The sequence below is a fragment of the Streptosporangium lutulentum genome, from assembly GCF_030811455.1.
Classification (GTDB): domain Bacteria; phylum Actinomycetota; class Actinomycetes; order Streptosporangiales; family Streptosporangiaceae; genus Streptosporangium; species Streptosporangium lutulentum.
Window position 1 is genome coordinate 2,302,112 of sequence record NZ_JAUSQU010000001.1, and the last position, 13,554, is coordinate 2,315,665.

General features: G+C 70.8%; 16 protein-coding genes. 9 read left to right on the forward strand and 7 right to left on the reverse strand.

The annotated features are described in order from the left end of the window. Positions 1-10: 10 nt before the first annotated feature. The 4 genes from J2853_RS09785 (at position 11) to J2853_RS09800 (ending at position 3,955) form a co-directional block, all read left to right on the forward strand. Positions 11-898 carry a helix-turn-helix domain-containing protein gene (locus tag J2853_RS09785; protein WP_307556671.1) on the forward strand — a complete coding sequence of 296 codons (888 nt, stop codon included), beginning with the start codon at positions 11-13 and terminating at the stop codon, positions 896-898. A 141-nt stretch (positions 899-1,039) separates the two neighbouring features. Beyond that, positions 1,040-2,023 (forward strand): SMP-30/gluconolactonase/LRE family protein, encoded by a 984-nt coding sequence (locus tag J2853_RS09790; protein WP_307556672.1) that lies wholly within the window; start codon positions 1,040-1,042, stop codon positions 2,021-2,023. Between the two features lie 592 nt (positions 2,024-2,615). Further along, positions 2,616-3,500, forward strand: a complete 885-nt coding sequence (locus tag J2853_RS09795; RefSeq protein ID WP_307556673.1) for a DUF929 family protein — start codon at positions 2,616-2,618, stop codon at positions 3,498-3,500. Continuing rightward, positions 3,497-3,955 (forward strand): vitamin K epoxide reductase family protein, encoded by a 459-nt coding sequence (locus J2853_RS09800; protein ID WP_307556674.1) that lies wholly within the window; start codon positions 3,497-3,499, stop codon positions 3,953-3,955. The genes J2853_RS09795 and J2853_RS09800 overlap by 4 nt, the downstream gene beginning before the upstream one ends. 143 nt (positions 3,956-4,098) lie before the next feature. On the opposite strand, the gene J2853_RS09805 is transcribed toward J2853_RS09800, so the two are convergent. From J2853_RS09805 to J2853_RS09825, 5 genes are all read right to left on the reverse strand, one after another. Further along, complete coding sequence (locus J2853_RS09805) at positions 4,099-4,704, reverse strand: copper resistance CopC family protein (protein ID WP_307556675.1); 606 nt, start codon at positions 4,702-4,704, stop codon at positions 4,099-4,101. Positions 4,705-4,914: 210 nt separating this feature from the next. Further along, entirely contained in the window at positions 4,915-5,532 is a 618-nt protein-coding gene (locus J2853_RS09810; RefSeq protein WP_307556676.1) for a copper resistance CopC family protein, read from the reverse strand. Positions 5,533-5,642: 110 nt separating this feature from the next. Then, on the reverse strand, positions 5,643-6,359 hold the full coding sequence (locus J2853_RS09815) for an SDR family oxidoreductase (protein WP_307556677.1): 717 nt from the start codon (positions 6,357-6,359) through the stop codon (positions 5,643-5,645). 144 nt (positions 6,360-6,503) lie between these two features. Beyond that, positions 6,504-7,364 carry a DUF427 domain-containing protein gene (locus J2853_RS09820; RefSeq protein ID WP_307556678.1) on the reverse strand — a complete coding sequence of 287 codons (861 nt, stop codon included), beginning with the start codon at positions 7,362-7,364 and terminating at the stop codon, positions 6,504-6,506. Between the two features lie 87 nt (positions 7,365-7,451). Next, positions 7,452-8,168 carry an SDR family oxidoreductase gene (locus J2853_RS09825; RefSeq protein WP_307556679.1) on the reverse strand — a complete coding sequence of 239 codons (717 nt, stop codon included), beginning with the start codon at positions 8,166-8,168 and terminating at the stop codon, positions 7,452-7,454. Between the two features lie 116 nt (positions 8,169-8,284). On the opposite strand from J2853_RS09825, the gene J2853_RS09830 reads away from it, so the two are divergent. Further along, positions 8,285-9,235, forward strand: a complete 951-nt coding sequence (locus J2853_RS09830) for a LysR family transcriptional regulator (RefSeq protein ID WP_307556680.1) — start codon at positions 8,285-8,287, stop codon at positions 9,233-9,235. Between the two features lie 92 nt (positions 9,236-9,327). On the opposite strand, the gene J2853_RS09835 is transcribed toward J2853_RS09830, so the two are convergent. Together J2853_RS09835 and J2853_RS09840 are read right to left on the reverse strand one after the other, a co-directional pair. Next, positions 9,328-9,738, reverse strand: a complete 411-nt coding sequence (locus J2853_RS09835; RefSeq protein ID WP_307556681.1) for a hypothetical protein — start codon at positions 9,736-9,738, stop codon at positions 9,328-9,330. 141 nt (positions 9,739-9,879) lie between these two features. Continuing rightward, positions 9,880-10,617, reverse strand: coding sequence for an SDR family oxidoreductase (locus J2853_RS09840; RefSeq protein ID WP_307556682.1), 738 nt, complete (start codon positions 10,615-10,617; stop codon positions 9,880-9,882). A 340-nt stretch (positions 10,618-10,957) separates the two neighbouring features. On the opposite strand from J2853_RS09840, the gene J2853_RS09845 reads away from it, so the two are divergent. From J2853_RS09845 to J2853_RS09860, 4 genes are all read left to right on the forward strand, one after another. After that, a complete protein-coding gene (locus J2853_RS09845; RefSeq protein ID WP_307556683.1) occupies positions 10,958-12,688 on the forward strand; it encodes an L-aspartate oxidase in 1,731 nt (576 codons plus the stop codon). Positions 12,689-12,840: 152 nt separating this feature from the next. Continuing rightward, entirely contained in the window at positions 12,841-13,041 is a 201-nt protein-coding gene (locus J2853_RS09850) for an NAD-dependent epimerase/dehydratase family protein (protein ID WP_307556684.1), read from the forward strand. Beyond that, entirely contained in the window at positions 13,026-13,262 is a 237-nt protein-coding gene (locus J2853_RS09855; protein ID WP_307556685.1) for a hypothetical protein, read from the forward strand. Before J2853_RS09850 ends, J2853_RS09855 begins: the two co-directional genes overlap by 16 nt. Positions 13,263-13,311: 49 nt before the next feature. Next, positions 13,312-13,473, forward strand: coding sequence for a hypothetical protein (locus tag J2853_RS09860; RefSeq protein WP_307556686.1), 162 nt, complete (start codon positions 13,312-13,314; stop codon positions 13,471-13,473). Positions 13,474-13,554 lie beyond the last annotated feature (81 nt).

The following is a 13,554-nucleotide window of genomic DNA, read 5'->3' on the forward strand; positions in this document are numbered from 1 at the left end:
ACTCGGATCCATGAACGGAAAAGTGCAGCTCGGGGACTTCCTGCAGGCGCGGCGTTCCCGGCTGCGCCCCGACGAGGTCGGGGTGCCCACCTACGGGGAGCGGCGGCGCGTGCCGGGTCTCCGGCGCGAGGAGCTGGCGCTGCTGGCCGGGGTGAGCGCCTCCTACTACACCCGGCTGGAACAAGGACAGTCGCTGAACGCCTCGCCGGAGGTGCTGGACGCGATCGCCCGAGCCCTGCGACTGGACGAGTCCGAACGCCTGCACCTGCACGACCTGGCCCGCTCGACCCAGCGCCGCGGCCGGGGACGGCGACCCGCGCCGGAGCGCGTGACGGAGGCGACCGGTCAGCTGCTGGACGCGCTGTCGGACGTCCCCGCGATCGTGATCGGCCGCCGCGGTGACGTCCTGGCGTGGAACCGGCTGGGCCACGCCCTGTTCGCCGGACACCTGGACCCCGGCGCCGTGGACCGGCCTGCGGAGCGCCCCAACATGGCCGGACTCGTGTTCCTCGACGCCCATACCCGCGACCTGTACGCGGACTGGCCGAGCAAGGCCAGGGCGGTGGTGGGGAATCTGCGCCTGGTGGCGGGCCAGGACCCGGACGACGCCGCGCTGCACGCGCTGGTGGGTGAACTGAGCGCGAAGAGCGAGGACTTCGCCGCGATGTGGGCCGACCACCGCGTCAAAGCCTGCGCCGTCGCCGTCTACGAGATGCGGCACCCGCTGGTCGGCCCGCTGACCGTCACCCAGCAGACCCTGAGCCACGGGCCGGGTCCGAACATCGTGGTCGCCACGGCGGAGGCCGGTTCGCCCTCGCGGACCGCGCTGACCCTGCTCGCCCAGGTCACCGCCCCGGCCGCCCCGGCGTGGCCCGGGACCCCGGTCGGCACCGCCTGACCTCGCACACCCAACGGGCGCCGGCCCGCACCTGCCGGCGCCCGTCCCACCCCGGGGCACGGCCGACGAAGTGACCGCTGCCGGAAGCCCCGCCCGGGCGAAAGCCCATCCACCCCTTGTGCGTCGGCATACCGCTGCCGCATGCCCGAAAACAGTGAGGGAACCATGATCAAGCAGCTCTCCAAGGCCGCCCTGTCCGCCGTCCTGACCGCTGCCGCCGTCGCGACGATCAGTCCGGCTCCGGCGTCGGCCGCCGCCCCGCTGAGCGGCGCGCGGATCGCCGCGCACTTCGACCTGGCCAAGGGCCAGATGCCGGAGAACCTCGCCCTGGCGCCCAACGGCACCGCGTACGTCACCTTCGCCGCCGCCCGCCAGATCGCCCAGGTCGCCCCCGGGGGCGCCACCCGGGTCCTGGCCACACTGCCCGAGCCCGCCGACGGCGGCGGCCGCACCCCGGTCCTGGGCTTCGCCCTGACCACCGGCATCGTCCGCGCCCACGACGGCACCCTGTACGTCCTGTACGCCACCGGAACCTCCGACCTCACCGGCCTGTGGCGCCTGCGCCCCGGCGGCGAACCGCAGCGCATCGCCGCCCTGCCCGCCACCGGCCTGCCCAACGGCCTGGCCCTGGAACCGCGCACCCGCACCCTCTACATCACCGACTCCGTACGCGGCACCATCTGGAGGGTTCCCACCGCCGGCGGCACTCCCACCGCCTGGTCCGCCGCCCCCGAACTGGCCTCCACCGGATTCCTCGGCGCCAACGGCCTGAAGATCCACAATGGTGCGGTGTGGGCCACCAACCTCGACAAGGGCACCGTCCTGCGCATCCCCATCATCCAAGGCGGGCGCGCCGGTAAGGTCCGGATCCGGGCCACCGGCCTGCCCGGCATCGACGACTTCGCCTTCACCGGCCGCGGCGACCAGATCCTGGCCGCCCTCAACGGCCCCGGCCGGGTCACGCTCATTCAGCCCGACGGCACCCACTCCGCTGTCCTGACCGAGGCCGACGGCCTGCAGAACCCCACCTCCATCGCCCTGCGCGGCGACACCGTCTACGTCCCGAGCGCCGCCTACACCACCGCCAAGGACCCCAACCTCATCCTCGCCCGCCTGCGCGACTAGAGAACGGCGACGGCGCCCATGGCGACGGGACTTCAGCCCCGGGCCGATCTCGTCGCCACGGGCGCCGAGGCCGGGTGAGGCCGAACGGCGCGACAAGGTGATCTCGGAGTCCGGTACGGCCGGCGGGAACACCGGCACCGCGCTCGCGCGCCGTCCATCCCGAGATCGCCGGGGGGACCGCTGCGAGCTCCTCACGCAGGTCTTCCCGGGGGCTGTGGATCCTCCCGGCGGCAGGATTCCCACGGGACGCCCCGGCCTCGCCCGCGAGCACTGAGCGCATAGGCTGGAACAAAGGCGAACACCATGCCGACAGGGGTCAGGGACAGGGCGATGAGCCCGCCGCCCAGGGCGTGGCCGTCACCGGCGACCGCGACGCACACCGTCGCGAAGACGAGTGCTCGCGGTGCCGACGCCGTGGAGGCCATGGCTCGCATCCGGGCAGCCGCTCCTGGCCCTACCGCGGAGAACGAGGACGCGCCGGGGAAACCACGTCAGCTTTGGGAGATTTTTCCGTCATTATGGTGATATGTCCTATGTGTGGATATTTTTCCTATCCGCTCATCCTGTGATCCATCTACGAAGGAGCGGGTGAATGTCGGGGGCAGAGGAGCGCAGACGTCGCGTCAAGACGCTGCGAGCGGAGCAGGCGCGGCGGCAGGCGGCGGCGGCGCGCCGTCGAAGGTTTGCTCTGATCGCCGCACCGATCGCGGTGGTCGTCCTGGTGATCGCGGTCATGGCGGGAGTGAAACTCACCGGGACGAGCACGACCGGTGGGACGCTGTCGGCCGCGTCGGAGAGCACCCTCGCCAAAGTGACCGGGGTGCCCGCCGAGACACTGGCCAAGGCCGGTGCGCCTCCGCCCGACGCCAAGGTTCTCCCCGTCTCCGGTGAGCCGCCTCTCATGCAGGACGGCAAGCCGAGGATCTTTTACCTGGGCGCTGAATACTGCCCCTACTGCGCCGCCGAGCGGTGGCCCCTGATCGTCGCGTTGTCGCGGTTCGGCACCTTCACCGGCCTGGGGGAATCCCGCTCCACCAGCGATGACGTGTTTCCGAACACCGCCACCTTCACCTTCCGGTCGGCGACCTACTCCAGCCCGTACGTGGCGTTCACGGCGGTGGAGACGGAGGATTCGCAAGGCCGGCCGCTGCAACAGCCGGACACCGCGGACGCGGCGCTGGTGACCAAGCTGAACGGGCCGCCGTACGTGCCCGCCGAGGCCAAGGGGTCCATCCCGTTCATCGACATCGGCAACCAGTTCCTGATCACCGGCGCGAGCTACTCGCCCGACGTCCTGAAGGGTCTGGACAACGAGCAGATCGCCGACAAACTGGCCGATCCCACCGGTTCCATCGGCAAGCCGGTGGACAGCGTCGCCAACCTGATGACCGCGAGCATCTGCGCGATCACCGGTGACAAGCCGGCCAATGTGTGCAACGAGCCCGTTGTGAAGAACATCAGGAAGGGCCTGGGGTGACACGCACCACCGCGCCGGCACCCGCCCGGTGGATCCCGCTGACCGGCACCGTCCTCTCCCTGGCCGGCCTGGCGATATCCGTTTACCTCACCGTCAGTCACTACACCGATCCCCGGACGCTCGCCTGTCCCGACACCGGTGCGATCAACTGCGTCAAGGTCACCACGAGCCCGGAGTCGGTGATTCTCGGCATTCCCGTGGCCGCGTACGGCCTGATCTTCTTCGCGGCGATGATCCTTGCGAACCTTCCCGCCGTCTGGAGGCGGCAGGAGACCTGGGTGACGGCCGCTCGCCTGGTCGCGACGGGGATCGGCGTCGTCACCGTGCTCTACCTGGTCTACGTCGAGCTCTTCCAGGTGAGCGCGATCTGCCTGTGGTGCACCGGCGTCCACGTGATCGCCTTCGCTCTCTTCGTGATCGCGCTGATCGGCTCGTCGAGGTCGCTGATCGACTGATCGCCACCGATGGACGGCGATGACCGTTCGGCGATTCTCCCTCACACGTCCGGACATCCGGCCGGGCCCGCGCACCACGGGCACGCCCCGCCTCAGGCGCACCACGGCGCGGGTGAGGCGGCCCGCCGGGCCTGCGGGCATGATCACTTCGTGTCGGCGGACCGGTCCCGGAGGAGGCGCGGGATCCAGATGCCCAGACCGATCCCCACGAGCACGGCGAAGGCGACCCGTGTCCAGTTCGGAGAGTCCTGGGCGCTCGCGGCGTGGGCGGCGTGGGCGGAGACGGAGCCGGGCGAGCCGGGCTGCGCCGCCGCCGACGCGATCGGGGATGAGGACGCCGACGCCGGGGTGAGCCCCGGGGCGGGTGGGACGGACGACGCGGCCGAACCGGTCACGGTGAAGGGGATCTCTCCCTCGATCGGGTGGCCGTCGGAGGAGACCACCCGCCAGGCGATCGCGTATCCGCCGGCGGGCGGCGTCTCCGGGACCTCGGCGGTGACCTTCGGCCCGTCGGCGCGCGCCTTGGCCAGGGGGACGGGCCTGCCGGCCGCGTCACGCAGGGCGACCGTGGGGAACAGAACGTGAGCGCTGAACTCCAGTTCGATCCGCTTGACGGACGTGACCTCGGCGCCCTTGGCCGGGGAACTGCTCCTCAGGCTGTCGTGGGCGAGCGCGGCGGGCGCGGTGAGCATGACAAAGACGGCGCAGCACAGTGTCACCGGCACCATCCTGCGAATGAATCGTGGCATATACGCCATCACGGGCTCCAGAGGGGATCACCGCCATCCCCGCTCTCGTCGTTCGATCCGGAATCCGACGGTCACCGGACCGGCCATCCGTGCTCTGACACCGGTCGTGCGCGGAGCGAGCACGTCTTTCCCAGCATCGCACGAGCCGTGTCGGAGGCCGCCACCGCGGCGCCGCTCACCCCGGCGGCGCACCGGCCGCCGGTGCGAACGTCAGGACACGGCCCGGCGTCCGCGACGCCGGGCGACGAAGAGGGTCACCCCGGCGACCACCACGAGCAGGGCGCCGATGACCAGTACGGGCGTCGCGCCCGTCCCGTCGCTCTGATCGTCGTCGGACAGCGCGGCGGCCGGCGACGCGGACACGGCCGGCGGCGCTGCCGGGCTCGCGCTGCCTTGCGTCGGCGCCGGCGTGGGTGTCGGCGTGGGCGTTGGCGTGGGGGACGGCTTGGGCGCCTTCAGGGTGAAGCGGAGCTCTTTGCTGATCGGGTGCCCGTCGGCTGACACCACCCGGAAGGCGATCGTGTATCGCCCGTTGACCAGGTCATCCGTGAGCGGCTGGGTGAGGGTGGCGCCCTTGATCTTCGGTTTGCCGTCGACGACTTTCTCACCGCCGGGACCGGTGACGACGACGGTGGCGAGGTTGCGGCTGATGTTCTCGGTGAAGACCAGCTCGATGTCGGCAGGAGGCTTTTTCACCGTCGCGCCGTCGGCGGGATCGCTCGACTTCAGCGTCGTGTGCGCGGACGCCGTCCCCGTCATGGCGGACAGGGCACAGGCGGCGATGGCCGCGAGCGCGATGAGACGGGCGACCGGTTGCCGGTGGAACACGACGAACTCCTTCAGAGGAAGATCAGACCAGACTAGCGGTGGGGGACCGGCCCCGTGCGATGCCGGGTTTCTCGCCTGGCGCCACGGCGGATCGCCCGTGCGGCTGCCGTTCAGACGAGAGGCTCACCGCCGTCGAGCGGCAATGACACGCCGGTCATGAAGGTGCTGGTCATCGCGAACAGCACCGCCTCGGCGATGTCCTCGGCCGTTCCGATGCGCCGCGCGGGGTTGCGAGCGATGCGTTCCGCGAACAGTTCGGCCTTCTTCCGTTCCCCGAGTCCGTCCCAGGCCCCGGTGTCGACGGTTCCGGGAGAGACGGCGTTGACCCGGATGGGCGCGAGCTCCAGCGAGAGGGCCTTGGTGACGACGTCCACCGCCCCGTTGGTGGCCGCGACCCCCAGGACGCCGACGGCCGGCTTGAGAGCCGACGACCCGGAGAAGAAGACGAAAGAGCCTCCCGCGCGCACCCGCGGCGCGAAGTGCTTGGCCAGCATGATCGGCCCGATCACCTTGGTGCCGAAGGACAGCGACAGCGTGGCCGGGGTGAGATCTCCCACGCGTCCGCGGGCCCGCGCCGAGGCGGTCGACACCACGTGATCGACGTCGCCGAGCCGTTCGGCCAGCGCCGCGATCGACTTCTCATCGGTGAGATCCACCTGCTCGGCGCTGACGCCGGCGTCGTCGTAGGCGTCCGCCAGGGCCGCGCGGTCGCGTCCCGCGACCACCACCCGGGCGCCGGCCGCTCGCGCCGCCAGCGTCACCGCGCGGGCGATCCCGCTTCCACGGCCGACGACGAGCACGGTCTTGTCCTGCAGTGTCGCTGACATCGAAGTTCTCCTTCGGCCCGCTCGAACGTGGGGCAGGGCCGCACCGTCGAGGAGGCACATCCTTGGTAGGGATCTTTTCGCCGTTCCGGCAGGATTCCGCGAGCGCCCGGAGGCGGTGTCGCGAGCGCGGCGCACAGGCTGCGGTCACCGGGTACGGACCTCGTCGAGGTCCAGGCCGCGGTCGGTGCCGTGGGGCAGCACGTTCTGCCCGGGTTCGAGCTTCAGCCGCTCTCCGTCGAGGAACACCGCGACCTTGTTCGGTTCGAACGACACCAGTCCGGACACGCGGCCCATCTCGGCGTACGCGTCCTGGTAGGACCAGGCGGCTCGCTGGGAGGCGCCGATGTCGTAGTAGCTCGCCAGCCCCTTGTAGGGGCAGAACGTCCGACCCCCGACCGGGGTGAGCGCGCTCTCGTCGATGTCCGTCCTGGGGACGTACCAGCGAGGCGCGAAGCCGGACTCATACAGGACGATCGGATGCGCGGACCTGGCCACGACATGATCACCGTCGCGAACCTCCAGCCGCCGTGAGGTCCGGCGGATGTCGATCCGGTGATAGGCGTCGGCGGCGTGCCCCAGGATCCGCTCGTCCTCCTCGTAGAACGCGTCCATGGCGCGCCACGCGAAGGCGATTCGCCCCTCGAGCCGACCGGCGTGGGCGGGCAGGTCGACGTACTGCCATGCGGCCCGCTCCGTCTCCCGTTTCCCTTCGGCGACCGTGAACCATGAGGTGGCACCCAGTTCGCGATGGCGGGTGACATGGTCGGATCGCTGGAGAACGCCGGGTTTCACGTCCTCCAGGCGGAAATACGCCACCGGGTAGCGGCCCGGCTCGTGCAGCAGCGTGACGTCTTCGCCGTCGGCGATCCACTCGCCCGCGAACCGGACGCGCAACCGCCGGCGAAGCCGTTCGGCGAACAGCAGCCTCTCGGGCAGCGGGTCGGGGGTCAGGAACTCACCGACCGCGCCGGGCGAGAGCGGCCCTTGCTGCCATGACAGACCCATGGCGTTCTCCTTCCGTGCGGTGGCGGGCGACGAGCCCGCTCGTCCCCGGCCCGTAGGCGCCGCCGGGCCGACGACAGGCGGCGCCGCTCAGGTCAGTGGTTCTCCACCGTCGACGCGTAGCGTCACCCCGGTGAGGAACGGGCTGGTCATGGCGAACAGAACCGCGTCGGCGATGTCCTGGACGGTTCCGATGCGACGGGCCGGATTGCGGGCGCGGAGATCGTCGAAGTAGGCGCGCTTGCCCTCTTCGCCGAAGGAGTCCCAGATGCCGGTGTCGATCACGCCGGGCGAGATCGCGTTGACCCTGATCGGTCCCAGTTCGAGCGCCAGGGACCTGGTGAGGAAGTCGACCGCTCCGTTGGTGGCGGCCACGCCGAGATAACCGATGACGGGCTTGAAGGCCGCGACGCCGGAGAAGAGCACGAAGGAACCGTCGTCGGCGATGTGCGGCGCGAAGTGCTTGGCGAGGATGGCCGGGCCGATGACCTTGGTGTCGAAAGAGCGCCGCAGGGCCTCCCTGTCGAGATCGGCCAGGAGCCCCCGGGCGCGTGCCGAAGCGGTCGAGACGACGTGATCCACCTGGCCGAGCCGCTCCGCGAGCGCCGCGATGGTCGTGTCGTCGTTGAGGTCGACGGTCTCGGCCTCGACTCCCGGGTCCTCGTAGGCGGCCCGCAGCGCCGCCTGATCACGTCCCGCGACCACGACGCGAGCTCCCCGCGCACGCGCGGACAGCGTGATGGCGCGGGCGATCCCGCTACCCCGGCCGACGACGAGGACGGTGCGATCTTGCAACGACAGTGCCATGACGGGTCCTCCTTTCGTCTTTCGTCCCTTCCGTCCTTTTGACTCTAACGACTACCCCCGTGACCTGGTCTCTTTCTGAATATGAAAGTTCTGGTGATATGCGATAGATTTTGCGAATGGCTACGCTTCGAGCGCTGGAGTGTCTCGTGGCTCTGGCCGACATCGGGTCGGTGACCGGGGCCGCCGCCGCGCTTCACATGTCGCAGCCCGCGCTCTCGCATCAGATCGCGGCTCTGGAGCGGGAGCTGGGCACGCCCGTCGTGGAGCGGTTGCCGCGGGGCGTCCGGGTCACGGTCGCGGGCCGTGCCGCCGCCGCGGAGGCGCGCATCGCGCTACAGGCCGCCGCCCGGGCCGTCCACATGGGCCGGGAGGCGGGTGCGGGGCGCGCCGGTCGGCTCCGGATCGCCTGCGCCGAGACGATGACCGTCTGGCTCCTGGTCCCCGTACTGCGCCGGTGGCGCTCGCATCACCCCGAGGTCCATCTGGACCTGATGGAGTTCACCAGCACGGATCGCATGGTCGACCATCTCGTGGCGGGCGGAACGGACCTCGTGGTCGGCCCGCGGCCGACCGGCGCCCCCGCCCACATCGAGGTGCTGGGTCAGGAGGAAATGGTCGTCGTGACCTCGGACGACCACCCCTTCTCGGGACGGCCCTCGGTGACCGTCGCGGAGCTCGCCGCCGAGCCTTTCGTGCACTACGACCCCGACAACGGGCTGGCGGTGTGGGTGGACCGGTTCGTCGCCGGACACGAGGTGGCGCTCACCCCGGTGGTGCGGACCCGCAGTCCGCGGACCGCCGCGCAGCTGGCGGGAGCCGGGATGGGCGTCTCCATCGTGCCTGCCTCCGCCCTCATCGCCTGCCCGGCAGGGGTGGTGCGCCGCCTGAACCCGCGCGTCCACCGTGACATAGTCGCGATCATGGCGGCCCCCTCGGACGGGCTCGCCCGGAGGTTCGTCGCCGACCTGCGACGGCAGGGGCTTCCCGTGCCCGACACCGAGGCGCGGCCCCCGCTCGGCGGGCGCGGTCCCGGCTCACCCGCTCCCGATCGGTCAACCGGCGGCTGACGCGCCCGCCGGGCCCACGAGCGTGACAGGGGCCGCGACCCCGAGGCGGTCGCCGGGTCGTCGAGGACGGCCTGCGTGGGGGGGGCGACGGCTTACCGTGCCGCCGGGCGCCCGCGCTCCCACCAGAGCGCGGCCCCGGTGACCACCGCGCCGACCCCCTCCCAGATGCCGACGCCGATGAACCGGGCGGGGGCGGCGCCGGTCACCACCAGGACGGTGAAGACCGTGAACGTCAGCAGGCGGAACGGCACCGTCCACAGGAAGAAGGGCCGGTAGTCGGCGGCGGCGGCCAGGAGGTAGTAGACGCCCATGTTCACCGCGGCCATCGAGGAGGCGGCGAGGTACACCTCCGTGTAGTCGCCGGGGTCACGCGTCTGCGGCACCTCGAAGCCGAGGAGGGCCAGCATGGTGTCCGGCGACACCAGGCCGACGACGCCGAGCACCACGGCGAGGAAGCCGAAGACCGCCATCGTCCAGCCAGAGAGGGAACGCGGGAGTCGCATGGCGGATCCTCCGGGTGCCAGGTCGGCGATCGGGTGGGGGGTGCAGCCTCTCGGTGATCTTAGGATCACCATATATGCCAATACAGGGCTGGCGCTTGGTGGAGGCCGGACCGGAGGAACGGCTTGATGGGCGGGGCAGGCTCAGGTGGTGGCGAGCCAGTCGGCGTACCGGGTGGGGGCGAGGTCGGCGTCGGCCGGGGCGGTGATGACGTCGCCCTTGATCGCGGCGAACATGCCCGCCGTGTCGTCGACGACGACGGGCCGGCTGTCGCCCTTGGCCTTCAGCGTGATCCTGCCGAGGTCGTCGAGGGCGAAGACCTCGGGGCCGGCGATGTTGCGGACGCCGTTCAGCGGTGAGCCCGCGGCGACCTCCGCGACGGCGGCGGCGACGTCCGCGGCCGCGATCGGCTGGATCGGCGTGCGCGGCAGGCGCACGCTCTTCTCGTCGGAGGTCCAGGACAGGGTCGTGTCGACGAACTCCATGAACTGGGTGGCGCGCACGATCGAGAACGGGATCGACCCGGCCCGCAGCAGGTCCTCCTGAAGCACCTTCGCCCGGTAGTAGACGAGGTCGGGCACCTGGTCGACGCCGACGATGGAGAGGATGACGAAGTGCCCGACGCCGGCCTTCGCGCTCGCGGCGATGAGGTTGTCCATTGAGGTCTGGAAGAAGGCGGGCGAGGCGTCGTCGAAGGTCGGGGAGTTGGTGAGGTTGACGACGACGTCCGCGCCCGCCACCGCCTCGTCCACGCCCACACCGGTGATGACGTTCACGCCCGTGGACAACGCGTACGGCACGGCCTCGTGCCCGGCCGCGGTGAGATTCCGTACAACCTGCGAGCCGATCAGGCCGGTCCCGCCGATAACTGCGATCTTCATGATGAACCTTCCTGTCGCCGGAGCGTTCGGTGCCATCCGGTCACCGTTAAGACCGGGCAGCCGTCCGGTCTGTGACAGCCGCGGCGAAAAAGGCGCGGCGCGCCGGCCGGGGCGGCGCCGGCCAGGAGGGCGCGCACGATACGTACCCGCTGGGGACGACCCGAACACGAGGGTCCCGGCCGGTGCGACGCCGAGGGCCGCACCGGCGACGGGGGTGGCGAGCCGAGCGTCGCCGATCCCGCCGAACGGCCGCGCGCCTCGATGGGGATGTCACAAATCACGCCGCTGCCCGGTCGTCTTCTCCGGAATTGCTTTCATCTGACGCGGCCGAAGGAACACCATGCACTCATCAGAGAAACGGATCTCCACGTCGGTCCTGGTCATCGGCACGGGAGGGTCCGGGCTGCGGGCCGCCATCGAACTCGCCGAACGCGGGGTCGACGTCGTGGCGGTGGGCAAACGGCCGAAGGCGGACACGCACACCTCGCTCGCGGCCGGCGGCATCAACGCGGCGCTCGCCACGATGGACCCCGAGGACAGCTGGCAACAGCACGCGGCGGACACCATCACGGAGAGTTACCTCCTGGCCAACCCCCAGACGGTGCGCATCGTCACCGAGGGGGCCGCGCGGGGCATCGAGGACCTCCAGCGCTGGGGCATGCCGTTCGCGCTCGAGGAGGACGGGCGGATCTCACAGCGCTTCTTCGGCGCCCACACCTACCGGCGCACCGCCTACGCCGGGGACTACACCGGGCTTGAGATCCAGCGCACCCTGGTCAACCGGGCGCTGCGGCTCGATGTCCCCATCCTCGACACCGTGTACATCACACGCATCCTCGTCCGCGACAACGTGGTCTTCGGCGCGTACGGTTTCGACCTGACCGATGGCAGCCGCTATGTCATCCACGCCGATGCGGTGATCCTGGCGGCCGGCGGCCACACCAGGATCTGGCGGCGCACCTCCTCCCGGAGGGACGAGAACACCGGCGACTCGTTCCGCCTCGCGGTGCTCGCCGGTTGCCGCATCCGCGACCCGGAGCTGGTGCAGTTCCACCCGTCCGGTCTCATCTCACCCGAGAACGCGGCGGGCACCCTCGTCTCCGAGGCGGCGCGGGGCGAGGGCGGGATCCTGCGCAACGAGCTCGGTGAGCGTTTCATGGCGCGGTACGACCCGGAGCGGATGGAGCTGTCCACGCGTGACCGGGTCGCCCTGGCCGCCTACACAGAGATCAAGGAAGGCCGCGGGAGCCGAAACGGCGGCGTGTGGCTTGACGTGTCGCATCTGCCGAGACAGACGATCATGACGCGGTTGCCCCGTGTCTACCAGACGCTCATGGAACTGCAGATGCTCGACATCACCCAGGAGCCGATCGAGATCGCACCGACCGCGCACTACTCGATGGGCGGGGTCTGGGTGCGTCCCGAGGACCACAGCACGGGCGTCGACGGCCTGTACGCGATCGGGGAGGCGTCGAGCGGCCTGCACGGGGCGAACCGCCTGGGCGGCAACTCGCTCATCGAGCTTCTCGTCTTCGGCCGCATCGTCGGACAGGCGGCGGCCGAGTATTCAGCGGGCCTCGACGCCCAGCGCCGCTCGGCCGAGGCGCTCGGCGCGGCACGGGCGGAGGTGGACGGGCTGCTCGCGGCCGACGGTCCCGAGAACGTGCGTTCTCTGCAGCGGGCCATCCGCAACATCATGACCGAGCATGCCGGCGTGGTGCGCGACGAGAGCGGCCTGCTGAAAGGTCTCGCCGAACTCACCGCGGTGGAGGCGCGCATCGCCGACGTCGGCGTGCACCCGGACATCGCCGGATTCCAGGACCTGGCCCATGCCTTCGACACGAAGGCCGCGGTGCTCGCCGCGCGCGCGACGATCGAGACCGCGCTTGAGCGTCGCGAGACCCGCGGCTGCCACAACCGCTCCGACTACCCCGAGCTCGACCCCTCGCTGCAGGTCAACCTCGTCTGGTCCGGACCCGGGGCGGTGGAGAGGGAGCCCATCCCGCCGATTCACGCCGAGATCGCGGCGCTCATGCGTGAGGTCTCCACCGGGGGAAAACTCGTCGAGTAACGATCACCGGCGACTGAATCCGCGCCCGAATGCGCGCTCGAATCCGCGCCCGAAAAAGAATTTCGCGGCAGTTGTCACAAGTCCAGAGGCTGCCTGGTCTTAGCTGACGTCCGGCCGGCACGTGGGTGCCTTGGCGAAGAGAAAGGTTTTTCATGAAGGTCGTAGTAATCGGGGGGACCGGCCTGATCGGGTCGAAGCTGGTGGCCAAGCTGGGGGAGCACGGTCACGAGGCGGTCGCGGCGGCGCCGAACACGGGTGTCAACACCCTCACCGGTGAGGGGCTGGCCGAGGTGCTGAGGCGAGCGATGACGTCGCCCAGGCGGTCGGCCGGGTCGCGGTGGGATCACCGCTGAACGGCAGGGTCGAGGTGGGCGGGCCCGAGCAGTTCCGGATGGACGAGTTCTTCCGTGACGTGCTGGCCGGCTGGAACGACCGGCGCTCGGTGGTCGCCGACCCGCACGCGCGCTACTTCGGAACCGAGCTGGGCGAGCGGACGCTGGTGCCGGATGGCGGCGCCGCCCTCGGCCAGATCCGGTATCGCGACTGGCCCGGCCGTACCGCCACCGGAAAGTAGCGCGTTCTCGCCCGAGCTTCACCACCCTCAGGCCACGAAAGGTGGTTCCATGCCCGACAGCGACCCGGCGACTACCGGGTTCACGCAGAGATCGACCGCGGGGCGGACGGCGCTCACCACGCTGTGCGAACCCGGCGCGCCGATGCCCACCCTGGCCGGCGACGACGAACCCGCCCGGCGTCAGGGCCGGCGCGCCCCTCGCCCCTCCTGAACGCGGATGGGCTTCTTACCGCATCACGACGACAGGCGGCCGGTGGGCACCACGGGCGCCTGCGACCGTACGGGGGTTGTG